This is a genomic window from Streptomyces sp. NPDC059373 (assembly GCF_042751495.1).
GTDB lineage: Bacteria > Actinomycetota > Actinomycetes > Streptomycetales > Streptomycetaceae > Actinacidiphila.
The window spans coordinates 64,233-86,469 of sequence record NZ_JBHYXC010000018.1; the positions used below are offsets into that span (position 1 = coordinate 64,233).

Annotated in this window: 21 protein-coding genes, 1 tRNA gene and 1 pseudogene; 9 read left to right on the forward strand and 14 right to left on the reverse strand. The window is 71.3% G+C overall.

The genetic code is table 11. From position 1 onward, the window contains the following. The first annotated feature begins 23 nt into the window (after nt 1-23). From ACFXJ5_RS23525 to ACFXJ5_RS23545, 5 genes are read left to right on the forward strand one after another with little or no spacing between them, the layout of a single operon-like run. Complete coding sequence (locus tag ACFXJ5_RS23525; protein WP_384634484.1) at nt 24-497, forward strand: Lrp/AsnC family transcriptional regulator; 474 nt, start codon at nt 24-26, stop codon at nt 495-497. After that, a complete protein-coding gene (locus tag ACFXJ5_RS23530) occupies nt 494-1,141 on the forward strand; it encodes an ABC transporter permease (RefSeq protein WP_384634304.1) in 648 nt (215 codons plus the stop codon). The genes ACFXJ5_RS23525 and ACFXJ5_RS23530 overlap by 4 nt, the downstream gene beginning before the upstream one ends. Further along, nucleotides 1,134-2,366 carry a betaine/proline/choline family ABC transporter ATP-binding protein gene (locus ACFXJ5_RS23535; protein ID WP_384634307.1) on the forward strand — a complete coding sequence of 411 codons (1,233 nt, stop codon included), beginning with the start codon at nt 1,134-1,136 and terminating at the stop codon, nt 2,364-2,366. The genes ACFXJ5_RS23530 and ACFXJ5_RS23535 overlap by 8 nt, the downstream gene beginning before the upstream one ends. Then, complete coding sequence (locus ACFXJ5_RS23540) at nt 2,363-3,193, forward strand: ABC transporter permease (protein WP_384634310.1); 831 nt, start codon at nt 2,363-2,365, stop codon at nt 3,191-3,193. Before ACFXJ5_RS23535 ends, ACFXJ5_RS23540 begins: the two co-directional genes overlap by 4 nt. Then, nucleotides 3,193-4,185, forward strand: coding sequence for a glycine betaine ABC transporter substrate-binding protein (locus ACFXJ5_RS23545; protein WP_384634313.1), 993 nt, complete (start codon nt 3,193-3,195; stop codon nt 4,183-4,185). Before ACFXJ5_RS23540 ends, ACFXJ5_RS23545 begins: the two co-directional genes overlap by 1 nt. A gap of 28 nt (nt 4,186-4,213) precedes the next feature. On the opposite strand, the gene ACFXJ5_RS23550 is transcribed toward ACFXJ5_RS23545, so the two are convergent. The 6 genes from ACFXJ5_RS23550 to ACFXJ5_RS23575 form a co-directional block, all read right to left on the reverse strand. After that, nucleotides 4,214-5,017 carry a S16 family serine protease gene (locus tag ACFXJ5_RS23550; protein ID WP_384634315.1) on the reverse strand — a complete coding sequence of 268 codons (804 nt, stop codon included), beginning with the start codon at nt 5,015-5,017 and terminating at the stop codon, nt 4,214-4,216. A 26-nt stretch (nt 5,018-5,043) separates the two neighbouring features. Further along, on the reverse strand, nt 5,044-5,712 hold the full coding sequence (locus ACFXJ5_RS23555; RefSeq protein WP_384634318.1) for an IclR family transcriptional regulator: 669 nt from the start codon (nt 5,710-5,712) through the stop codon (nt 5,044-5,046). A gap of 251 nt (nt 5,713-5,963) precedes the next feature. Then, nucleotides 5,964-7,772: a DEAD/DEAH box helicase gene (locus tag ACFXJ5_RS23560; protein ID WP_384634321.1), complete on the reverse strand. Its 1,809-nt coding sequence runs from the start codon at nt 7,770-7,772 to the stop codon at nt 5,964-5,966. Nucleotides 7,773-7,932: 160 nt separating this feature from the next. Beyond that, nucleotides 7,933-8,316 carry a type II toxin-antitoxin system death-on-curing family toxin gene (locus tag ACFXJ5_RS23565; RefSeq protein ID WP_384634324.1) on the reverse strand — a complete coding sequence of 128 codons (384 nt, stop codon included), beginning with the start codon at nt 8,314-8,316 and terminating at the stop codon, nt 7,933-7,935. Further along, a complete protein-coding gene (locus tag ACFXJ5_RS23570; RefSeq protein WP_384634487.1) occupies nt 8,317-8,514 on the reverse strand; it encodes an Arc family DNA-binding protein in 198 nt (65 codons plus the stop codon). A 46-nt stretch (nt 8,515-8,560) separates the two neighbouring features. Beyond that, complete coding sequence (locus ACFXJ5_RS23575) at nt 8,561-9,988, reverse strand: MFS transporter (RefSeq protein ID WP_384634326.1); 1,428 nt, start codon at nt 9,986-9,988, stop codon at nt 8,561-8,563. A gap of 101 nt (nt 9,989-10,089) precedes the next feature. Between ACFXJ5_RS23575 and ACFXJ5_RS23580 the strand changes: the two genes are divergently transcribed. The 3 genes from ACFXJ5_RS23580 to ACFXJ5_RS23590 all read left to right on the forward strand — a co-directional run bounded on the left by ACFXJ5_RS23580 (nt 10,090) and on the right by ACFXJ5_RS23590 (nt 11,361). Next, nucleotides 10,090-10,950, forward strand: coding sequence for an alpha/beta fold hydrolase (locus tag ACFXJ5_RS23580; RefSeq protein ID WP_384634329.1), 861 nt, complete (start codon nt 10,090-10,092; stop codon nt 10,948-10,950). A 17-nt stretch (nt 10,951-10,967) separates the two neighbouring features. Then, nucleotides 10,968-11,186 (forward strand): DUF6296 family protein, encoded by a 219-nt coding sequence (locus tag ACFXJ5_RS23585; protein WP_384634331.1) that lies wholly within the window; start codon nt 10,968-10,970, stop codon nt 11,184-11,186. Nucleotides 11,187-11,286: 100 nt separating this feature from the next. Further along, a tRNA-Cys gene (locus tag ACFXJ5_RS23590) sits at nt 11,287-11,361 on the forward strand. Between the two features lie 57 nt (nt 11,362-11,418). On the opposite strand, the gene ACFXJ5_RS23595 is transcribed toward ACFXJ5_RS23590, so the two are convergent. From ACFXJ5_RS23595 to ACFXJ5_RS23625, 7 genes and pseudogenes are all read right to left on the reverse strand, one after another. After that, complete coding sequence (locus tag ACFXJ5_RS23595; protein ID WP_384634334.1) at nt 11,419-13,746, reverse strand: xanthine dehydrogenase family protein molybdopterin-binding subunit; 2,328 nt, start codon at nt 13,744-13,746, stop codon at nt 11,419-11,421. A gap of 217 nt (nt 13,747-13,963) precedes the next feature. Then, nucleotides 13,964-14,515: pseudogene (locus ACFXJ5_RS23600) on the reverse strand ((2Fe-2S)-binding protein); the annotation flags it as partial. Nucleotides 14,516-14,937: 422 nt separating this feature from the next. Beyond that, nucleotides 14,938-15,837, reverse strand: coding sequence for an FAD binding domain-containing protein (locus tag ACFXJ5_RS23605; RefSeq protein ID WP_384634337.1), 900 nt, complete (start codon nt 15,835-15,837; stop codon nt 14,938-14,940). 281 nt (nt 15,838-16,118) lie between these two features. Next, nucleotides 16,119-17,726: a beta-N-acetylhexosaminidase gene (locus tag ACFXJ5_RS23610; RefSeq protein ID WP_384634340.1), complete on the reverse strand. Its 1,608-nt coding sequence runs from the start codon at nt 17,724-17,726 to the stop codon at nt 16,119-16,121. 223 nt (nt 17,727-17,949) lie between these two features. Then, the gene (locus ACFXJ5_RS23615; protein ID WP_384634343.1) at nt 17,950-19,032 is read right to left on the reverse strand and encodes a hypothetical protein; all 1,083 of its coding nucleotides are present in this window, start codon (nt 19,030-19,032) and stop codon (nt 17,950-17,952) included. A gap of 9 nt (nt 19,033-19,041) precedes the next feature. Next, entirely contained in the window at nt 19,042-19,332 is a 291-nt protein-coding gene (locus tag ACFXJ5_RS23620; protein WP_127360220.1) for a DUF3039 domain-containing protein, read from the reverse strand. A gap of 11 nt (nt 19,333-19,343) precedes the next feature. Then, a complete protein-coding gene (locus ACFXJ5_RS23625; RefSeq protein ID WP_384634346.1) occupies nt 19,344-19,928 on the reverse strand; it encodes a YqgE/AlgH family protein in 585 nt (194 codons plus the stop codon). A gap of 256 nt (nt 19,929-20,184) precedes the next feature. Here ACFXJ5_RS23625 and murA point away from each other — a divergent pair, with 256 nt between their 5' ends. Continuing rightward, the gene (murA, locus tag ACFXJ5_RS23630) at nt 20,185-21,525 is read left to right on the forward strand and encodes a UDP-N-acetylglucosamine 1-carboxyvinyltransferase (protein ID WP_384634349.1); all 1,341 of its coding nucleotides are present in this window, start codon (nt 20,185-20,187) and stop codon (nt 21,523-21,525) included. Nucleotides 21,526-21,747: 222 nt separating this feature from the next. Here the strand turns inward: murA and ACFXJ5_RS23635 are convergent, their stop codons facing one another. Further along, nucleotides 21,748-22,029: an HU family DNA-binding protein gene (locus ACFXJ5_RS23635; RefSeq protein WP_127360223.1), complete on the reverse strand. Its 282-nt coding sequence runs from the start codon at nt 22,027-22,029 to the stop codon at nt 21,748-21,750. Between the last annotated feature and the right edge of the window lie 208 nt (nt 22,030-22,237).

The following is a 22,237-nucleotide window of genomic DNA, read 5'->3' on the forward strand; positions in this document are numbered from 1 at the left end:
TTATGAGCACCGGAGTCATGTACATGGGGATCGACGAGCTGGACGGCCGGATCATCAAGCTTCTCGCCGACGAGCCCCGGATCGGGGTGCTGGAGGCGTCCCGGCGGCTCGGCGTCGCGCGCGGGACGGTGCAGGCGCGGCTGGACCGGCTGCGGGCCAATGGGGTGATCCGGGGGTTCGGGCCGCAGGTGGATCCGGCGGCGCTGGGGTATCCGGTGACGGCGTTCGCGACGCTGGAGATCAAGCAGGGGCAAGGCGTCGACGTACGGGCGCATTTGGTGGGCGTGCCGGAGGTGCTGGAGCTGCACACGACGACCGGGCACGGGGACATGCTGTGCCGGCTGGTGGCGCGGTCGAACGCGGATCTTCAACGGGTGATCGACCGGGTTGTGGGCTTTGATGGCATTGTGCGGGCGTCCACGGCGATTGTTATGGAAAATCCGGTTCCATTGCGGATCATCCCGTTGGTGGAGCAGGCAGCGGCGGAGGAGACGTGAACTTCTGGGAGTACCTCGGCAACCAGCGTCAGCAGTTGCTGATCGACGCTTATCAGCATGCCAGTGCCGTCTTCCAGTGCATGGTGATCGCCACCGTCATCGGCGTGCTCCTCGGCGTCCTCACCTACCGCAGTGACTGGGCCGGGAACCTGGCCATCACCTCGACCGCGACCATCCTCACCATCCCCTCCCTGGCCCTGATCGGTCTGCTGGTCCCGCCGCTGGGGCTGGGCGTGCCGCCGACCGTGACGGTGCTGGTGCTGTACGGGCTGCTGCCGATCGTCCGGAATTCCATCGTCGGGCTGCGCGGGGTCGAACCGGCCCTGGTGGACGCGGCGAAGGGCATCGGCATGTCGCGGCTCGGGCGGCTGCTGCGGGTGGAGCTGCCACTGGCGTGGCCGCCGATCCTGACCGGGATCAGGGTGTCGACCCAGATGCTGATGGGCATCGCGGCCATCGCGGCGTACGCCTCCGGGCCCGGGCTCGGCAACGAGATCTTCCGGGGGATCGCCTCGCTGGGCAGCGCGAACGCGCTCAACCAGGTGCTCGCCGGGACGCTCGGCATCGTCATCCTCGCGCTGCTCTTCGACGCCGTGTACGTGCTGATCGGCCGTCTGACCATCCCGGGGGCCATCCGTGTCTGAGGGCGCCGCGATCGTGCTGGAGAACCTGACCAAACGCTATCCGGGCAACCCGGAGCCGGCGGTGGACAGCGTCAGCATGGAGATCAAGGCGGGCGAGACGGTGATCCTCGTCGGGCCGTCGGGCTGCGGGAAGTCCACCACCCTGAAGATGATCAACCGGCTGATCGAGCCGACCTCCGGGCGGATCCGGATCAACGACGAGGACGTCACCGACATGGACCCGGTGAAGCTGCGCCGGAAGATCGGTTACGCGATCCAGTCCTCGGGGCTGTTCCCGCACATGACGGTGGCCGAGAACATCGCCCTCGTACCGAAGATGGTCGGCTGGCCGAAGGCGCGGGTGAAGGACCGGGTCGAGGAGATGCTCGACCTGGTCGGGCTGGACCCCAGGGAGTTCCACGGGCGGTATCCACGGCAGCTGTCGGGCGGTCAGCAGCAGCGGGTGGGCGTGGCGCGGGCGCTGGCGGCGGATCCGCCGGTGCTGCTGATGGACGAGCCGTTCGGGGCGGTGGACCCCATCACGCGCGACCATCTGCAGGACGAGCTGATCCGGCTGCAGCACGAGCTGCACAAGACCATCGTGTTCGTGACGCACGACTTCGACGAGGCCATCAAGCTCGGCGACCGGATCGCGGTGCTGCGGGAGCGTTCGCACATCGCGCAGTTCGACACCCCGGAGGCGATCCTCACCAACCCGGTCGACGACTTCGTCTCGGGCTTCGTCGGGGCGGGCGCCGCGCTCAAGCGGCTCAATCTCACCCGGGTGCGGGACGTGGGCATCGCCGAGTTCCCGACCGTGAGCGTGGACGATCCACTGCAGTCCGTCTTCGACCGGCTGCGGGGTACGAACACCAACGAGCTGCTGCTGCTCGACCGCAGGGGCCGCCCCTACAAGTGGCTGCGGCGCGGCGACCTGATGCGGGCCCGGGGCTCGCTGGCGCGGGCCGGCACGATGGTGCAGGACACGGTGACCATGGACGCGACGCTGCGCGACGCGCTGGAGGCGGTGCTCCTCGACAGCAGCGGGCGGGTCGCGGTGACCGGGCGGCGTGGGGAGTTCATCGGCGTCGTGGACATGGAGACGCTGATCAACTCGGTGCACGAGATGCTGGAGGCCGACCGCCTCAACGCGATCGAGCACCACCACGACCTGGAGGAGACCCGGGCATCGCAGACCCGGTCCGAGCAGGAGGACGTCGGCGGCGAACCCGGGGAGCGGGCGTGAGCTCACCCGGCACCCCGCAGCCCCTCAAGCGCCCGCAGGAGTCCGAACCCGGGCTCGAGGCGGAGCGCAGCTTCGTGGCCGAGCGCCCGCCCCGGCGGCTGACCTGGCAGAAGGCCGTGATCACGCCGGTGGTGCTGGGGCTGACCCTGTTGGCGACGTATCTGTGGTTCACCAACATCCACCTGGACACGATCGCCGAGAACTCCGTCGTCGGCGACACCGTCCGGCTGCGGATGTGGCAGCACATCAGGCTCACCGCCATCTCCACCTTCTGGGTGCTCATCATCGCCATCCCGCTCGGCATCGCCCTCACCCGGCGCCGCCTGCGCCGCGCCGCGCCCGGCGTCACCGCCCTCGCCAACGTCGGCCAGGCCACCCCGGCCATCGGCCTCCTGGCGCTGCTGGTCATCTGGCTCGGCATCGGCGCCCGTACGGCCATCATCGGCATGGTCATCTACGCGGTCCTGCCGGTCCTTTCCAACACCGTCGCCGGGCTCAAGGCCATCGACCCCACCCTGGTCGAGGCCTCCCGCGGCATCGGCATGTCGGCGCTGGGGACCCTGACCCGGGTCGAACTCCCTTTGGCCGTACCGCTGATCCTCGCGGGTGTGCGGACGGCGCTGGTCCTCAACGTCGGCACCGCCACGCTCGCCACCTTCGGCGGCGGCGGAGGCCTCGGCGACATCATCACCTCGGGCATCGTCACCCAGCGCATGCCGGTGCTCATCCTCGGCTCCGTACTCACCGTGGTGCTGGCCCTGTTCGTGGACTGGCTCGCCTCCCTCGTGGAGGCCCTCATGCGCCCGCGCGGCCTGGAGGTCGGCTGATGCGCCGCGTACGGCGGTCCGCGGCCGTACGGTGTGCGGCGTGCGCCCTGACGCTGGCCACCGCCCTGGCCGCGTGCGGCCTCAAGAGCGGCAGCCCCATGACGGACGACGTCTCGCCCGGTTCCATCGGCCAGGGCCGGCCCCTCAAGGGCGCCTCCCTCACCGTCACCTCGAAGAGCTTCAGCGAGAACATCATCCTCGGCCAGATGATCGGCCTCGCCTTCAAGGCCGCCGGCGCCGAAGTCCTGGACCGCACCAGCATCCAGGGCTCCATCGGCGCCCGGGAGGCGGTCCGTAAGGGCCAGGCCGACGCCATGTACGAGTACACCGGCACCGCCTGGATCACGTATCTCGGCCACACCAAGCCCATCGCCGACCCGCAGAAACAGTGGCAGGCAGTCCACGACGAGGACCTCAAGAACGGCCTGACCTGGCTGCCGCAGTCCTCGCTCAACAACACCTACGCGCTGGCGATCAGCAAGGCCAACAACAAGAAGTACCGGCTGAGGACGCTGTCCGATGTCGCGGCCCTGGCGAAGAGGGACCCCAAGGCGGTGACCCTCTGCGTCGAGAACGAGTTCGCGGCCCGCGAGGACGGCCTGCCGGGCATGGAGAAGGCGTACGGCATGAGCATCCCGGCCTCCCAGACCCAGAAGATGGACACCGGGATCATCTACACGCAGGTGGCGAAGAGCAGTTCATGCCTGCTGGGCGAGGTCTTCACGACGGACGGCCGCATCAAGTCCCTTGACCTGGACGTCCTGGCGGACGACCGGAAGTTCTTCCCCAACTACAACGCGGCCCCGGTCGTCAACACCAAGACCCTGGACAAGTGGCCCGCGATCCGGGGGCTGTTGGACCCGATCACGAAGAAGCTCACGACCTCGGTCGCCCAGGAACTCAACGGCCAGGTGGACGTGGACGGCGACGACCCACACCAGGTCGCCAAGCGCTGGCTGGTCAAGGAGGGTTTCATCAAGGAGGGCGGCTGACCCTTGCGCGGGCCGGCCCGGCCGGGGCTCAGCAGCTGGGGACCTTGCCCCCACCGCCGTTCAGGGCCCTGAGGGCGCTGATCGCGCTGTCGAGCGTGGTGACGGGGACCAGGCGGAGCCCGGAGGGCAGTTCGGCCTGGGCGTCGGAGCACTCGCCCTGGGGGACGATGAAGACGGTGGCGCCGTCACGCCGTGCGGCCTGGGTCTTGAGGGGCACGCCACCGACGGCGCCGACCTTGCCCGCGGATGTGATGGTGCCGGTGCCGGCGATCTTGCGGCCGCCGGTGAGGTCCCCGCCGGAGCCGTTGCCGTCGATCTTGTCGATGATGCCGAGCGTGAACATCAGTCCGGCGCTGGGTCCGCCGACGTCGGCGAGGTGCAGGCTGACCTTGACCTTGGAGGAGGACAGGCCGAGGTGATCGAGGGCGGCGGCGGTCGCGGCGTCCTGGGACTGGGTCATCTCGGCCTGGTTGTGCTTCTCGATCTCCTTGACGGTCCCGCCGGTCGGATAGACGGCGTCGCGCGGCATCGCCGCCTCGTCCTTGGCGAACCACGCCTTGACGATGTCGCTGAAGTGCACGCTCGCGTCCGGCTGCGTCGCCGCGATCGTCGTCATCCGCAGCTGCCCGCTGGTCTCACGGGTCGTGGTGCCGGTGACGGTGATCACCTGCTGGCCCTTGTTCTTGCCCAGGACGTCCGCTGTCAGCCCGGGCACGACGATCGACACCGGCAGCGGCGCCAGGGCCGCCACCGCGAGCAGGGCGATCACCAGGGCGGCGCAGACGGCGAGGACCCGGTTCCGGGGTGAGGCAGCGGCGGCGGCGAAAGACATGGGGGAGAATCTAGTTCACGCGACCGCTAGCGCAGCGCATCGGCCACCTCAAGGGCCGCCTCGACCACCCGCGGCCCGACCCGCTCGGGTATCGCGTTGGCGAGCATGACGACGCCCACGCTGCCCTCGATGCCGGTCACCCCCAGCAGCGGCGCGGCCGCACTGCTCGCGCCCGCCTCCAGGTCGCCGTGGCTGAGCACGAAACCGGGCTGCCCCTCGACGCACCGCTGCTCCGGCACGTACGGGTGGACACCGCGCCCCGCCAGGATCGCGCGGCCCGCGGCGCCGCGCTCCAGGGTGTGGCGGAAGCCGGTGCGGTAGGCCACGTGGTAGTCGGTCCAGCTGGGCTCGACGACGGCGACGGCGAGCGCTTCGGTGCCGTCGACCAGGGTGAGGTGGGCGGTGGCGCCGATGTCCTCGGCGAGCGAGCGCAGCGCCGGCAGGGCGGCCTCGCGCAGCAGCGGGTGCACCTGGTGGGCGAGCCGGAGCACGCCGAGGCCGACGCGGGCGCGACCGCCGAGATCACGTCGTACGAGGGCGTGCTGCTCCAGCGTGGCCAGCAGCCGGTAGACGACCGTCCGGTTGACCCCGAGCTTGGCCGCCAGCTCGGTCACGGTGAGCCCGTGGTCGGTGTCGGCGAGCAGCTTGAGGACTCTGAGGCCCCGGTCGAGCGTCTGAGAGGTCTCCGCGGTCACGACGCCCCCTTCTCGTGAGTGGCGGCGTCTCCTCTGCCGGTCCCGCGGCAGAGCGCGGAGATGCCGCCGGTTTGGCGGTGGATACCGGCTGCGCTCCGGGGCTGCGATGACACGGAGCGCGTTGCGTGAGCGGCACGCTATCCACTCCGTACCGCTCAGCGGAAGACACCGTCCACAATCCGGTCAGGTTTTATGCGAATGAGCGCATACTTCCGGCATGTGACACCGGTCACCGTCGCCGGCGCCCCGCGTCACCGCATACGGGTGGCCCACTCCTGGACCTTCTTGATGCGCTCCCCCAGCTGCCCCGCCGTGGCCTCCGCGCTCGGCGGACCGCCGCACACCCGGCGCAGCTCGTTGTGGATCACGCCGTGCGGCTTGCCGCTCTGGTGGTTGTAGGCGGCGACCAGGGTGTTGAGCTGCTTGCGCAGTTCGAGGAGCTGCTTGTGGGTGACGATCGGGCGCCGTTCGGCGGGGAGTTCGATCAGGTCGGCTTCCGCGTCCGGCTTCTTGCGGCTGTGCGCGATCTGCCGGGCCTGCCGCCTCTGCAGCAGCATCTGCACCTGGTCCGGCTCCAACAGCCCCGGGATACCGAGGTAGTCCTGCTCCTCCTCGCTGCCCGGGTGCGCCTGCATGCCGAACTCGGCGCCGTCGTACAGCACCCGGTCGAAGACGGCGTCGGACTCCAGCGCCTCGAAGGGCAACTGCTCCTCGTCGCCGGTGTCCTCGTCCTGCTCGCGCTCCGCCTCCGCGAGGAGCTTGTCCTCCTCGGCGTAGATGTCCTCGTCGCCGCCGTCCTTCTTCGGCTTGTCGAGGACGTGGTCGCGCTCGACCTCCATCTCGTTGGCGAACTCCAGCAGCATCGGGATCGTCGGCACGAACACCGACGCCGTCTCGCCCCGGCGGCGCGACCGTACGAAACGGCCCACGGCCTGCGCGAAGAAGAGGGGCGTCGAGATCGTCGTGGCGTACACCCCGACCGCGAGCCGCGGGACGTCGACGCCCTCCGACACCATCCGCACCGCGACCATCCACCGGTCGTCGCTCGCCCCGAAGTCCTCGATCCGCTTCGACGACCCCGGGTCGTCCGACAGCACCACGGTCGCCTTGTGCCCGGTGATCTCCTTGATCAGCTTCGCGTACGCGCGAGCGCTGTCCTGGTCGGTCGCGATCACCAGCGCGCCCGCGTCCGGGATGCCCTTGCGGACCTCCGTCAGCCGCTGGTCGGCGGCCCGCAGGACGTTGGGGATCCAGTCGCCGGTGGGCGCCAGCGCCGTCCGCCAGGCCTGGCCGATCGCGTCCTTCGTCATCGGCTCGCCGAGGCGGGCGGCGATCTCGTCGCCCGCCTTGGTGCGCCAGCGCATGTTGCCGCTGTAGGAGAGGAAGATGACCGGACGCACGACGCCGTCCGCGAGCGCGTTGCCATAGCCGTAGGTGTAGTCGGCGGAGGACCGGCGGATCCCGTCGTTCCCCTCCTCGTACGTCACGAAGGGGATCGGGTTCGTGTCCGACCGGAACGGCGTACCGGTGAGGGCCAGTCGGCGCGTCGCCGGCTCGAACGCCTCCAGGCACGCCTCGCCCCAGGACTTGCTGTCGCCCGCGTGATGGATCTCGTCCAGGATGACGAGCGTCTTCCGGCTCTCACACCGGTTCCGGTGCAGCATCGGGCGTACCCCCACGCCCGCGTACGTCACGGCCACCCCGTGGTACTCCCGGCTCACCGGACCCGCGCTGTACTCCGGGTCCAGCTTGATCCCTATCCGCGCCGCCGCCTCCGCCCACTGCTTCTTCAGGTGCTCGGTCGGCGCGACCACCGTGATCTGCTGCACGAGGTGGTTGTGCAGCAGATACGACGCCAACGTCAGCGCGAACGTCGTCTTTCCGGCGCCGGGCGTCGCCACGGCCATGAAGTCGCGCGGTTGCGTCGCGACATAGCGGTCGATCGCGCCCTGCTGCCAGGCGCGCAGCTTGTTCGCCGTACCCCACGGGGCACGGCCCGGAAAGGCCGGGGACAAGCTGTGCGAATGGGCGCCGCTGGAGGTGGCTGCGGTGGTAGTCACGGTCTCCGGTGTGTCGGTCGGGGCCTGCGTTCGGGGCTTCCGCACGGGCTTGGGTACGGGCTGAGGTACGGGCTTAGGTACGAAAACCCGGCCAGCCTACCGGCGCCCCGGCCGCCACTCCGGCAGAACGCCGCCGCGTCCGTCGCATGTGCGACAGGGGTCACACCGCATCGTGCAGGGCTCGCAGGCGGCGGGCGATGTCACCTACGTCGTCTGTCGCTCCGGCCGCGACGCTGACGACCAGCTTGTACGCTTCGTCCTGGTTCGCATCGAGCATCTCGGCGCCATTGACGTCGAGAAAGACGACCGTGCACATCCAGGCCACCGGCTTGTTGCCGTCCACCAGCGGATGGTGGACCGCAAGCGAATGCAGAAGCGCGGCCGCTTTCTCGAAGAGATCGCTGTAGGCCTCGACGCCGAACATCCGCGAGCGCGGTCGGTGCACCGCGGAACTCAGCAGCCCCAGGTCGCGTACGGCGACCTCCTGGCCTGCGCAGGCAAGTTCCGCCAGGTCCAGGACCTCCTGGACCGTCAGGTACTTCACCTATTCCCCCAGCCTCCGCAGCAGGTCAGCATGGCGCGCCGCGTACTTCGCCCCCAGGCGGCGGACTTCTGCCCGGTCCGTCTCTTGTTCCAGATATCGATCGACCGCCTGAAGCACTATCGCGTGCATGCTCCGCCCCTCCTCCTCCGCACGCAGCTTGAGGGCTTCCTGCTGATCCTCACGCAGCCTGAGATTCATCGCCATACCAGAACGGTACCGCGAGTGGGGTCATAGTGGTACCACCCTAGGGGACGGGGTCCCGCAGGCGCGCCGCGACCCAGACACCCGTGAGGGCGATCGCGGCGAGGGGGAGGAAGACCGCGGCGAACGCCGCAGCGTGCGCGGCCCCGCCGAGCGCAGCGAAGGCCGTGCCCGTGGCGCTGACGAGGACGACGTTGGAGAGGGCGTCACTGACCTGGAGGGCGGCGGAGTTGGCACCGGCCTCGGCGGGGGGTGAGAGACGGAGGAGGAGGACGCTGAGGGAGGCGATGACGAGGCCGAGGCCGAGGCCGCCGACGGCCCAGGCGATGGCGGCGGTCCAGGCGGGGGCGCCGGGGAGAAGGGTGAGCCCGGCGCCGGCGATGGCGAGGGCGGACAGGACCATGCCGGCCCGGACGAGGCGGTCGCGGTGCGGCTCGAGACGGGGGCGGCTCTGCAGATAGGAGCCGAGGCCCCACGTGACGCCGCCCCCGGCCAGCGAGAGCCCGGCGAGGGTCGGGGAGAGGCCGCGCTGGGTGACCAGCATCAACGGGATGAAGCTCTCGGCACCGATGAACGTACCGGCCGCGACCCCGCGCAGCAGGACCACCGCCGGCAGCCCCCGCCCCGCCCGGAACGTACCGCGCGGCAGCAACCGCAACGCCGACGGCACGAGCAGCGCGGCCCCGGCGGCGGCCGGGACCAGCGACACCCAGCGCAGATCCTGGCCCGCGTACTGAAGCAGCGCAGCGCCCAGTGCGATGCCGCCCGCCAGCCGCAGCCGGCGCCGGTCCAACGGCGCCCCGGCCCCGCCCTCGGCCCCGTCCTCGTCCGTGCCCGCTGCGTCGAGGCGCCGCAGCGCCGGCAGCGCGGTGAGCAGCGGTACGACGACGAGCACCGGGATCGCCAGGAACACCCAGCGCCAGCTGAGCTGTTCGGTGATCGTCCCCGACACCAGCGGGCCCACGATCGACGGGACGACCCACGCCCCGGAGAAGGCCGCCATGATGCTGGGCCGCAGCCGCTCGGGGTAGGCGCGGCCCACGACGACGTACAGGGCCACGATGAGGAGGCCGCCGCCGATCCCCTGCACGGCCCGGCCCAGCACGAAGGGCCACATGGACTGCGCGGTGCCGGAGATGACCAGGCCCGCCGCGAAGCCGCCGATGCCGGCCGCGAGCGGCGGCAGCGGGCCGTTGCGGTCGCACCACTGGCCGCTCACGACCATGGCGAACAGCGAGGTCGTGAAGAACGCGGAGAACGCGAACGCGTACAGCGCCAGCCCGTCCAGCTCCCGGGCCGCGATCGGCATGGCCGTCCCGATCGCGGTCGCCTCGAAGGCGATCAGCAGGACGACGGTCACGATGCCGAGGGTGAGGGCGCGATAGGGGCGCCCCCACACGGTCACGTCGTCCGGCGCGGGTACGGGGGTGCGGGTCTGCTCGGTGTTCGACTGCGGCTCTGCGGTTGTCACCCCGACAGAGTAAGGGGCGTATCCCCGTTTCACCCCTGCCGTTCGGCTGACGCCCGCTCGGTCCTTGGACTTAGGCCCGCCCGGCAGGGAAGACCTACCGCATGCCGACCTTCACCTCGTACGACGGAGCCGAGATCGCGTACCGCACCACCGGCGAGGGCCCCGTCCTCGTCTGCCTGGCCGGGGGCCCGGCCCGGGATGCCGCCTACCTCGGGGATCTGGGCGGCCTGGACGCGACCCACACCCTGGTGATTCCCGACAGCAGGGGCACCGGGGACTCGCCCCCGGCGGAGGATCCGGGGTCGTACGCCTTCACGCGGCTCGCGGAGGACGTGGAGGCACTCCGCGAACACCTCGGCCTGGAGCGCTTCGCCCTGCTGGCGCACGACGCGGCCGCCGCGACCGCGCAGGCGTACGCGGCGGCGCACGCCGGCCGGCTGACCCACCTCGTCCTGGTCACCCCCGGCTCGCGACTGCAGGGCGAGCTGCCGGAGGACGCCCGGGAGATCTTCCAGGAGCGGGCCGCGGAGCCATGGTGGCCGGAGACGATGGTGGCACTGCACGACCTGGAGGAGGCCGCCGACTTCGACGAGGTCAAGGAGCTCCTGTTGAAGATCGCGCCCATGGCCTACGGCCGCTGGGACGAACCCCAGCAGGCACACGCCGCCGCCGAGGCAGACCAGCTGAACCCGGTGCCGCGAGCGGGCTTCTGGCAAGGGGTCGACGAACCGACCCGGCTGGCCCTCCTGCGGCGCCTACGGGAGGTGACCTGCACGGTCCTGGTGATCACGGGCGACCGGGACTCGGTCAGCGGGATGCACGCGGGCAAGGTGGTGGCCGAGTCCTTCCCCCACGGGCGCTGGCAGCCGCTGCACGAGGTCGGGCACTACCCCTGGGTCGACGAGCCGGAGCTGTTCTGCCCGGTGGTCGAGGAGTTTCTCGAGGAGTCACCTGCCGATTAGTGGGCATAAAGTCTGATATGGGGCATACAAAGAGCTACGAACTCACGTTCCCGGAGTCCGGTGACACGGTCGTCGTCAACGAGACCGAGCGCAAAGGCGCCGGTGGCTACCCCGTCTACGCCGACGACACCGGCATCGTCCAAGCGGAGATAAGCGACCGCGGCGAGGTCCGCATGCTCGCCAGCGGCGGCCACCAGAGTCACGACCTCCCCTCCCGCGCCATCGAGCGCTCCTGAGCCCCTCCCGGGCCGTTCATGAACTTCACGTTGCAGCCCAGCCCCGATCATTGACCGCCCCCGGGCCGCCCCGCCTATGGTCTACGTACGTGGTCACCATGGCGGTGTGCCCGAGTGGTTTAGGGACTCGCCTGCAAAGCGAGTTACGCCGGTTCGATTCCGGTCACCGCCTCCAGGGGAACGTGTAAGGACCCGGCACCACCTGGTGCCGGGTCCTTACACGTGTGTCTGCTTACGCCTGCTGGGGCTTGGCCACGGCGTGCTGGGGCCGGATGGGGAGGCGGCTGACGGGGCGGCCGGTGGCGGCGCGTACGGCGGCGGCGACGGCGGCGGGGGATACGACGACGGGGACGGCGCTGACGGCCTTGGCGCCGAAGGGGGCGACGACGTCGCGCTCTTCGACGAGCTTGACGATGCGGACGTCGGGGGCGTCGAGGGCGGTGGGGAGTGAATAGCCGGTCAGGGTGGGCCGCTTGATGATGCCGCGGGGGGCGCGGAGATCTTCCATGAGGGCCATGCCGACGCCCTGGGTGACGCCGGCCTCGATGCGGGCGGCGAGCTGGCGGGGGTTGAGGACCCGGCCGACGTCCTGGGCCACGGCCATCTCGACGACGCGGACGGAGCCGAGTTCGATGTCGACATCGACCACGGCCCGTACGGCGCAGAAGGCGAGGCCGACGAAGGCGTCGCCCTGGCCGGTGTCGTCGAGCTCGTCGGTGGGGTGCGGGCGACACTGGGCGGTGGCCCAGAGCTCCTTGCCGGCCAGCTCCTCCTCGACGGTGGTGGACAGCACGCCGTCGTACGAGGTGATCTTGCCGTCGGCGATGGTGAGCAGCTCGACGGACATGCCGAACTTCCCGGCGAGCGGCTGGAGAAGCTGCGTACGGACCATCTTGGCGGCGCGCTCGACCGCACCGCCCGACACCCAGGTGTGGCGGCCGCGCGCCGAGGCGCCGGCGGGGGGCTGGTCGGTGTCGGAGGGCAGGACGCGGACCTCCTCGACGCCCAGCACCTCCTGGACGATCTGGCGGGCGAGGGTGGTGAAGCCCTGGCCGGTCTCGACGGCGGCGCAGATGACGGTGGCCTGGCCGTCGTGGATGCGCACGGTCGCCGTGGAGACCTCGTCGGTGCCCTCGGCGCCGAGCATGTGCACCATGCCGAGCGCGTAGCCGACGCCCCGGCGGACCGCGCCGGGCTCGCCCGCGCCTTCCGGGCCGCCGGGGAGCAGCCACTGCGACTCGTCGTCGTCCACGGGGAGGGGCGGCAGGTCGGCGTCCCGTACGGCCTTGAGCAGCTCGCCGACCGGTGCCGGGCAGGTGACGCTCTGGCCGGTGGGCAGCAGGTCGCCGGTCGCCATGACGTTGCGCATGCGGATCTCGGCCGGGTCCAGGCCGAGCTTGGCGGCGAGCTTGTCCATCTGGCCCTCGTAGGCCGCGCAGACCTGCATCGCGCCCTCGCCCCGGACGTGGCCGGAGGGCGGGTTGTTGGTGCGTACGGCCCAGCCCTCGACGAAGACGTGCGGGACGACGTACGGGCCGGCGGCGAAGGCCACGGCGGCGGCGAGCGCGTCGGAGGAGGTGTCGGCGTACGCGCCCGCGTCCAGCAGCACCTGGGCCTCGACCTTGACCAGGCGGCCCTCGGCGTCGGCGTGGTGGCGGTAGCGCAGCAGCGTCGGGTGCCGGTGGGAGTGGCTGAGGAAGGACTCCTCGCGGGTCGCGACGAACTTGACCGGGCAGCCCGTCCTGAGGGCCAGCAGGCCGAGCGGGATCTGTACGCCCGAGTCCTCCCGGTCCCCCATCGCGCCGGGCACGCCGGTCACGACGACCTTGACCCGGTCCGGTTCCAGGCCGAAGCAGGCGGCGGCCAGGTCGCGGTCGGTGTGCGGGTCGGTGGACGCCACGTACAGCTCCACCCCGCCGTCGGGGCGCGGCACGGCCAGCCCGGCCTCGGCACCGATCGGGGCCGGGTCCTGGCGGCCCACGCGGTACAGGCCCTCCACGACGACCTCGCCGACCGCGTCCGGGTCGCCGAAGCGCAGCGGGATGTGCCGGATCAGGTTGCCGTCGGGGTGCAGCGGCTCCGCCGAGAAGGCCCGCTCCGGGTCGGTGACGGGCTCCAGCACCTCGTACTCGACCTGGATGGCGGCGGCCGCCAGGCGGGCCGTGTCCGGGTGGTCGGCGGCGATGGCGGCGATCGCCTCGCCATGGTGCCGGACGGTGTCCCCGGCGAAGACCGGCCGGTCGGCGACCCGTCGGCCGTGCGTCGCGTCCCCGGGCACGTCGTCGTGGGTCACGACGGCCCGTACGCCGGGCATGGCGGCGGCCTCGGTCGTGTCGACGGACACGATCCGGGCGTGCGGGTGCGGTGAGCGCAGCACGGCCGCCCACAGCAGGCCTTCGGCCCACAGGTCGGCGGCGTACGGGTACGTGCCCTGGGCTTTCGCCACGGCGTCGGTGGGGGGCAGGGAGACACCCAGGCCGTGCGGCGCCGCGTCCGGATTCTCGGTCGCAACCGGGGTGCCCACGGCGGGAGTCGCGGTTGCCGCGTCGGGGCCGGTCATGCGGTTTGCCTCTCGGTGCGCTTTCTTGAACCCCGGGTTGTGGGTAGGCCCTCCGCCTGAGGCGGAGGGGCTGGCACAACCCGGCCAGGGACCGTCGCCCGCCGACGCACCCCCGGCCACCCACCGTCGTGGTGCACGCCCGTCGCCGGGTGCGGCCGGGTTGGGCCAGCCCGTCCCGCCTCAGGCGGACGGCCTACCCCCAACCCGGCGGTGCGCATCACTGGTCACCGCCGGGACCGGTCTGGTGCGGGATGCGGGCCGTCTCGGACACGCCGTCGGCGTCCGCTTCGCGGGAGGCGACGATGTCGCGGACGGCGTCGAGGACGCCGCGGTAGCCGGAGCAGCGGCAGAGGTTGCCGCAGATGGCTTGGCGGGTGTCGAGCTCGGTGGGGTTGTGGTTGCCCTCGAGGAGGTCGTGGACGGTCATGGCGAGCCCGGGGATGCAGAAGCCGCACTGGACGGCGCCGCATTCGGCGAGGGCGCGCTGGACGTCGGAGGGGCGGCCGTCCTCGCCGAGGCCCTCGACCGTACGGACCTCGGAGCCGGCGGCGGTCGCGGCGGGGACGAGGCAGGAGGCGACGAGGCGGCCGTCCACCTGGACGGAGCAGGCGCCGCATTCGCCCTCTTCGCAGCCGTCCTTGGCGCCGGCGAGGCCGAGGCGCTCGCGGAGGACGTAGAGCAGGGACTCGCCGAGCCAGGCGTCGGTGACGGGGCGGTCGGCGCCGTTGACGCGGAGGACGTACGAGGCGAGGGGGTGGTCGCTGTGGGCCTCTTGGGGGGCGTGCTCGGGCTCTTCGGGGGCCTCGGGCTGCCCTATGGGGTATTCGCCGGTCTCCTCGGGGCCGCCGTCCTCGGCCGCGAAGGGCAGCTTCCACTGGCCGCTCTGCTCGGCGGACCGCGCGGCCGGGATGTCGGCGGACTCCGCTAGGGCGACGGCTTCCGCAGGACTCGTCCGGGCCGCCGGCACGTACGAACCCAGCGAGTACTCGCCGGACTCGTCGGCGGCGGCGTCGCCGACCGTCGGGATGGTCCAGGAGGTCGCGGCCGCGTCGACGGGGTCGGCGCCCTGCTCGGACATCGGGAGCTGGGCGGCGAAGGAGACGTGCATGGTCTGGTCGGCGTCGTACTCGGCGCCTTGCGGGAGCGGCTGCCACACTCCGTCGGTCATTCCTTCGCCTGTCACTTCGTCGCTCATGCCAGCGCCCTCCCCAGTGCGCGGCGGGCCAGTGCCGCCACCGTACGCCGCAGCTGGATCGCGGCGGGGGGCAGTTCGGATGCCGGGGTGCCGTCCTCGCCCGGGAGGGGGTCGGGGATGCAGGCCCCGGCGACGTACTCGCCGAAGGCTGTGCAGGCCTCGGGGGCGAGGGTGCGCTGGCCGTCCCAGTCGATCAGGGAGGCGACCCACCGCTCGGCCTCCAGCGGCCGCAGCGGCACCGGCGCAACCGCGCCCACCGCGCAGCGTACGCCCCTGCGCGCGGGGTCGAGCACGAGAGCGACGGACGCCGTGGCGCGGCCCGGGCCGGTGCGGCCGGTGGCCTTGAGGAAGGTCTGCGGGGCGTGCAGCAACGGGACGCGTACGTACGCCAGCAGTTCGCCGGGGCGCAGCGGGTCCATGCCGGTGAGCAGGTGGCTGACCGGCAGCTCGCGGTTGCCCTGCGGCCCGGCCAGCAGCACGGACGCCTCCAGGGCGGCCAGTACGGGGAGGGCGTCCCCGGTGGGCGCCGCCGTGACGATGTTGCCGCCGAGGGTGCCCGCGTTGCGGATCTGCGGGGGCCCGGCGGCGCGGGCGGCGGCGGCCAGGGCGGGGATCAGCGCGGCGAAGTCGGGGCGGCCCATGCGGGCGTGGGTGAGGCCGGCGCCGAGGAGGGCGGCGCCGTCGGCGTACTGCCAGCCGCGGGTCTCGTTGATGCGGCCGAGGCCGACGAGCCCGGCGGGGCGCAGCAGCCCGGCGTTCACTGACGCCATGAGGTCGGTGCCTCCGGCGACGGGCACGGCGGTGGGCATGGCGGCCAGTGCCGCCACGGCCTCTTCGAGCGAGGACGGCAGCGCGACATTGCGCGCCTGCGCCGTCTGCCGTGCGTACGTGCTCACGCAGCTGCCCCTTCCCCGGCTGTCCGCGATGCGGTAGCCGTACGGTACGTGCTGACAGCCCGGACGTGGCAACTCTGGCACATCTTCACGGCCGATCAACGCGAGGGTCGCAAAGGAAGGGTCGGCTTCTTGGGCTTACGGGGCGTTCCCGGTGGGAAGGATTACCTTTCTGTCTCTTCCTGCCCGATTGGACGTTTTTACCCTCTTCGCGACTGTTGTGATGTTTGAGCAACCCACCCTCCCAGTCCCGACCTTGCTCTGGGCAGAGCTCGCGCCGTACCTCACACGATCGGGGGCGGTCCGTCGAGCGGGCGTCCGATCACCCCGGGGCGCTGCTGCCAGGGAAGCGGACCACCCGGTCGGCGGTATTCAACGCCGAGGGCGTCAAGGCGGGTGTAGTGCGCCGTCATTCGCGCGTCGAAGCCGTCGTAGTCCCGGTCGGCGGGCGCCGGCAGCTGTGACCAGGCCACTTCCGCGAAGGCGACGAGACGCGGGAACGCCAGGTAGTCCACCGCGCGGGCCGAGTCCGCGGTCTCCGTCCAGATGTTGGCCTGCGCGCCAATCACATGAGCGGCCTCCTCGGGCGTCAGCTCGTCCGGCACCGGTTCGAAACGGTAGACGTCCTCCAGGGTGCGTACGTGGGCGATCGGGATCGGCTCGTCCTCGCGGTCCGACTGCCGCCAGTCGAGATAGACATGCGTCTCGGGGCACATGACCACGTCGTGGCCGGCCTGGGCGGCGGCGATCCCGCCCGCGTAACCGCGCCAGGAGGAGACCGCTGCGCCCGGCGCGAGGCCGCCCTCCAGGATCTCGTCCCACCCGATGAGGCGACGGCCGCGCCCGGCCAACCAGCGGTCGAAGTGCCGGATGATCGAGCTCTGCAGCTCGTCCTCGTCGGCCAGGTCCAGCTCCTTGATGCGGGTCTGCGCGGTCGCCGAGGCCTTCCACTGCTCCTTGGGGCACTCGTCGCCGCCGATGTGGAAGAACGGGGAGGGGAAGAGCCCCAGCAGCTCGTCGAGGACGTTCTCGTAGAAGCGCAGGGTGCTGTCAGTGGGGGCCAGTACGTTGGGATTGACGCCCCAACTGGACAGCACGGGGAGGGTGGTGGTGTCGATGACGTCGGTGTTGCCCAGCTCCGGGTATGCGGCGATGGCCGCCTGGGAGTGCCCGGGAATGTCGATCTCGGGGACGACGGTGATATGCCGCTCGGCGGCGTAGGCGACGATCTCGCGGATGTCGTCCTGGGTGTAATAGCCGCCGTGCGGCCGCTCGTCCCACAGCGGTGACTCGCGCAGGCCGACCTTGGTGCGGCTGCGCCAGGAGCCGACCTCGGTGAGCCGGGGGTAGCGCGTGATCTCCACCCGCCAGCCCTGATCGTCGGTCAGGTGCAGGTGCAGCACGTTGAGCTTGTGTGCGGCCAGAAGATCGAGGTAGCGCAACACCCCGTCCTTCGGCATGAAGTGGCGAGCGACGTCGAGCATGACGCCGCGCCAGCCGAAGCGTGGCTCATCCTCGATCGTGGTCTGCGGTACGGCCCATGCCGCCCCCGGCACGGGCGCCTTCCGGTACGCCGCCGGGCCGAGCAGCTGACGCAGCGTCTGGGCACCCCAGAAGACCCCCGCCGCGCTTCCGCCGGTGATTTCGATCCCGTGGGCGTCCACGGTGAGCCGGTACGCCTCCGTGGCCAGCGCGTTGTCGAGCGCCAGCACGATGCCACCCTCCCCCGGCGGCAGTCCGAACCCGGTGGCCGCCCCGAGCGTCGCCCGCAGCGCCCGGGCGACGCCCTCGGTCCCGGGAGCGGCCAGGAGCGCGGTCGTGTCGGTCAGGACGTAGGGCGGCAGGTCCGGTGACGCGTCATGCGAGCGGCTGGGCGCCGGGATCAGATCCATGCGTCCTATCGTGCCGCGCGAGAGGGTGACTGGTCCAGACCACTAGGCCCTGTCGTCAAAATCCCGCCTGTCCCGCGACGCCTGGCACGGCGCCTCGCTGCGTTGTCGAATCGCCCGAGTAGCCCACTACGAGGGCGAATCTCCGCCTTGCGATGCACCGCGCCAGACGCCGCGGGACCCGCCCTCCGGGCGGCCGGCGCCATTTTGACGACAGGGCCTAGGGCTACATCTGCGGCGCGGCGCGGCGGCGCCGCTCCCGCCTGAGCGCGACCACCGTGAGGCCGAACCCGACGAAGACCCACAGGAAGTGCGCGGCGGCCAGGGCCGTCCACCACCCCACCGACGTCGTCCCCAGCAGCGACAGGGCCACCGAACAGCCCACCAGCACGCCCACGACCCCCAGCTGCAGGGCGGCGAAGCCGCTCGCCGGGATGTCGCGGCGCAGGAAGGCGGTGCCGTACCACCAGCCCACGGCCCGCGCGCCGACGAGTACCGCGACGACGGCGCCGCCGGCCGCTGCGCCGACGGCCCAGGTGGACCAGGGGGCGCCGTCTCCCCCGGCGGCGCAGGCGAAGCCGGTGGTGGTCAGAGACAGGAAGGGGAGGACAGAAGTGGTGCCCAGGGCCGCGATACGGACCTTGGCGGGGTCGCGGTCCAGCTCGGCCCGGGCGAGGGCACGCATGGTCAGCAGGCGCCCCGAGGCCGTCGAGCCGGACGAGCGGGCCTGGACGACCCACAGCGCTGCAGCGAGCCCGGCTCCCCCGGCCAGCGCGGCGGCGAGGGCCCAGCCGTGGACGTACCGGATCACGACGGCGGCCACCACCAGCGGGATGTAGTGCAGCCACCAGCGGGACGACGCGAACTGCTCCGGGTCCGCACCCAGTTCCACCGCCCGGCGCGCTGTGCCGGCCAGCTCGGCGCGGCCCTTCCGGGTCCGCCCGAGCGCCCGCCACAGCGCGACGTACGCCTCCGCCTCGTCCGGCGCCAGCGCGACGGCACGCCGCGCGGCGGCCACGGCGTCGGGTATGCGGTCGAGAATGCGGCAGGCGTCGGCCCTGAGGACCTGCGCCTCCCAGCTGTCCGGCTCCGCGTCGGCGGCGCGCAGCGCCACGGACAGCGCCGCGTGCGCGTCGCCGACCATCAGCAGGAGGACGCCGGCCAGGACCAGGACGTCCACGTCACCGGGTTCGGCATGGGCCAGCGCCCAGTCGACGGCCTCACGGGCCTCGGCGGCACGCCGCTCGTCGGCCAGGGCTTTCGCCCGTACGAGGTACGCGTAGCTGTCCTGTGGGCTGTCCTGTGGCAAGGCGCGGAGCTACTTCTTGCCGCTCTTGTCCTTGTCGCCTCCGCCGCCACCCAGCGGCATCGACTCGAAGATCTCCTTGCACATCGGACAGACCGGGTACTTCTTCGGGTCGCGACCCGGTACCCAGACCTTGCCGCAGAGCGCGACGACCGGGGAACCGGAGAGCGCGCTCTCCATGATCTTGTCCTTCTGGACATAGTGCGCGAAGCGCTCGTGGTCGCCATCGCCGTTCGACACCTGCGGGGTCGGCTCGACGAGGGTGCCGGTGCCCGCCCCGCGCTCGGGCTCAAGAGTGCTCATGACGGACAAGCCTAATTGAGAGACGGATCGTCGGGATACGTAGCCACCATCGCCAGTTCGCTGCGTTGCCGCCGCAATACGGAGCGCCACAGCTGCTCCGGGTCCGGGGCCGAGACGTCGCCGGGTTCGGACTCGACCACGTACCAGGCGCCCTCCACGAGCTCGTCCTCCAGCTGACCCGGGCCCCAGCCCGCGTAACCGGCGAAAATCCGCAGCGAGCCGAGCTCGGCGGCGAGCAGTTCCGGCGGCGCTTCGAGGTCGACCAGGCCGATCGCGCCGTGCACGCGCCGCCAGCCCAGCGGCTCACCGTCCTCCGCGTCCCGGGAGCGGGCCTCGCCGGGGACGACGGCCAGGGCGAGGGCGGAGTCCAGGGAGACCGGTCCGCCCTGGAAGACCACGGACGGCGCGCCGGCCAGAGTCGCCCAGGGCTCCAGCACATCACCGACGCCAACGGGGGTAGGCCGATTGAGGACAACACCGAGCGTCCCCTCCTCGTCGTGGTCGAGAAGGAGCACCACAGCCCGGTCGAAATTCGGGTCCGCGAGCGCGGGCGACGCCACGAGCAGCCGTCCGGTGAGCGAGGACACCTCGGTCATGGTCAACATGATCCCGCATCCGGCGACATTACGGAGGGGCAATGCGTACGGGTGACAAGGTCGCCACCCTCCGCCGCCACGCGTGCGCACAGGGTGCTGTAGCGAAGCTGCGACATGAGCGGTGCCTCACAGCCCTCTCCCAGCCCCTTCCGCGCCCATTACCCTTGCTGCTTGGTGCCTGCGGGGACCCCGCTGCTTCAATCCGCGCTGCCTTACCCCCGCTTCTTGATCTGCCCGTCTTCCAGGAACGAGAGCAATGACCGGCTCAGACGACGTACTGCTTGTCCACGGCGGCACCCCGCTGGAGGGCGAGATCCGTGTCCGCGGTGCGAAGAACCTCGTCCCCAAGGCCATGGTGGCCGCCCTGCTCGGCAGTGAGCCGAGCCGCCTGCGCAATGTCCCCGACATCCGCGACGTACGCGTCGTGCGGGGGCTGCTGCAGCTGCACGGGGTCACCGTGCAGGCGGGCGAGGAGTCCGGCGAGCTGGTGCTCGACCCGTCCAAGGTGGAGAGCGCCAACGTCGCCGACATCGACGCGCACGCGGGCTCGTCCCGCATCCCGATCCTGTTCTGCGGCCCGCTGCTGCACCGCCTCGGCCACGCCTTCATCCCGGGCCTGGGCGGCTGCGACATCGGCGGCCGGCCGATCGACTTCCACTTCGACGTGCTGCGCAAGTTCGGCGCCGTCATCGAGAAGCGCCCCGAGGGCCAGTACCTCGAGGCCCCGCAGCGGCTGCGCGGCTGCAAGATCGAGCTGCCCTACCCGTCGGTCGGCGCGACCGAGCAGGTGCTGCTGACGGCCGTACTGGCCGAGGGTGTCACCGAGCTGCGCAACGCCGCCGTCGAGCCCGAGATCGAGGACCTCATCTGCGTACTGCAGAAGATGGGCGCGATCATCACCATGGGCCTGGACCGTACGATCCTGATCACCGGCGTCGACAAGCTCGGCGGCTACAACCACCGCGCCCTCCCGGACCGGCTGGAAGCCGCCTCCTGGGCCTGCGCGGCGCTCGCCACCGAGGGCAACGTCTACGTCCGCGGCGCCAGCCAGCGCGAGATGATGACCTTCCTCAACGTCTTCCGCAAGGTTGGCGGCGCCTTCGAGGTCGACGACCACGGCATTCGCTTCTGGCACCCCGGCGGCCCGCTCAACGCCATCGCCCTGGAGACCGACGTCCACCCCGGCTTCCAGACCGACTGGCAGCAGCCCCTGGTCGTCGCCCTGACGCAGGCCGCCGGGCTCTCGATCATCCACGAGACCGTCTACGAGTCCCGGCTGGGCTTCACCTCCGCCCTCAACCAGATGGGCGCACACATCCAGCTCTACCGCGAATGCCTCGGCGGCACCCCCTGCCGCTTCGGCCAGCGCAACTTCCTCCATTCGGCCGTCGTCTCCGGCCCCACCAAGCTCCAGGGCGCCGACCTCGTCATCCCCGACCTCCGCGGCGGCTTCTCCTACCTCATCGCAGCCCTCGCCGCCCAGGGCACGTCCCGGGTCCACGGCATCGACCTGATCAACCGCGGCTACGAGAACTTCATGCGCAAGCTCGCGGATCTCGGTGCGAAGGTCGAGCTGCCGTCTGCTGCGCAGGGCTGACCCGCCCGACTCCCGCCGAACCGGGGCCGGGCTTGCGCTACCGCGCAGGGCCGGCCCGGCGGGCCTCCCGGCTGGGGGTACGGGGGTCATCCCCCGGGAGACAGCAGCATGCGCAAGCTCACGGATCTCGGTGCGAAGGTCGAGCTGCCCTCCAGTACGGCTTGAGGCACGTGAAAGGGCGGCCACCCCGGTCCGGGGTGGCCGCCCTTTGCGTACTGATTCTTACTTGCCCTTGGCGGCTTCCTTGAGCTTCGAGCCCGCGGAGACCTTGACGCTGTAGCCGGCCGGGATCTGGATCGGGTCACCGGTCTGCGGGTTCCGGGCGGTGCGAGCGGCACGGTGGGTGCGCTCGAAGGTCAGGAAGCCGGGGATGGTGACCTTCTCGTCGCCCTTGGAGACGATCTCACCGACGATCTCGGCGAAAGCGCCAAGAACGGCGTCGGCGTCCTTGCGGGTCACCTCGGCGCGCTCGGACAGAGCAGCAACCAGCTCACTGCGGTTCATCTGAATCTCCTTGCATGGAAACCCCGGGGTGCGTTCACCGTCGGGGAAGACGCATTGAAGACGCTTCTCGCGCTTCTTGCGGTGCGGCCCTCACCGCCCGGGTACGCATCCTGCCCCCATTTCTGGGGGAAAAGCCAATCCGGCACCCGGGAGAGTCACAGAAAATGCGGGTGACGCCCGGCACACCGGCTTTCCGGGGTCATCGATC

Coding starts and splice junctions, on each gene's coding strand:
- ACFXJ5_RS23525 (WP_384634484.1), top strand. CDS start 24: ATGGGGATCGACGAGCTGGACGGCCGGATCATCAAGCTTCTCGCCGAC.
- ACFXJ5_RS23545 (WP_384634313.1), top strand. CDS start 3,193: ATGCGCCGCGTACGGCGGTCCGCGGCCGTACGGTGTGCGGCGTGCGCC.
- ACFXJ5_RS23550 (WP_384634315.1), bottom strand. CDS start 5,017: ATGTCTTTCGCCGCCGCCGCTGCCTCACCCCGGAACCGGGTCCTCGCC.
- ACFXJ5_RS23570 (WP_384634487.1), bottom strand. CDS start 8,514: ATGAATCTCAGGCTGCGTGAGGATCAGCAGGAAGCCCTCAAGCTGCGT.
- ACFXJ5_RS23580 (WP_384634329.1), top strand. CDS start 10,090: ATGCCGACCTTCACCTCGTACGACGGAGCCGAGATCGCGTACCGCACC.
- ACFXJ5_RS23585 (WP_384634331.1), top strand. CDS start 10,968: ATGGGGCATACAAAGAGCTACGAACTCACGTTCCCGGAGTCCGGTGAC.
- ACFXJ5_RS23595 (WP_384634334.1), bottom strand. CDS start 13,746: ATGACCGGCCCCGACGCGGCAACCGCGACTCCCGCCGTGGGCACCCCG.
- ACFXJ5_RS23610 (WP_384634340.1), bottom strand. CDS start 17,726: ATGGATCTGATCCCGGCGCCCAGCCGCTCGCATGACGCGTCACCGGAC.
- ACFXJ5_RS23620 (WP_127360220.1), bottom strand. CDS start 19,332: ATGAGCACTCTTGAGCCCGAGCGCGGGGCGGGCACCGGCACCCTCGTC.
- ACFXJ5_RS23625 (WP_384634346.1), bottom strand. CDS start 19,928: ATGACCGAGGTGTCCTCGCTCACCGGACGGCTGCTCGTGGCGTCGCCC.
- murA (WP_384634349.1), top strand. CDS start 20,185: ATGACCGGCTCAGACGACGTACTGCTTGTCCACGGCGGCACCCCGCTG.
- ACFXJ5_RS23635 (WP_127360223.1), bottom strand. CDS start 22,029: ATGAACCGCAGTGAGCTGGTTGCTGCTCTGTCCGAGCGCGCCGAGGTG.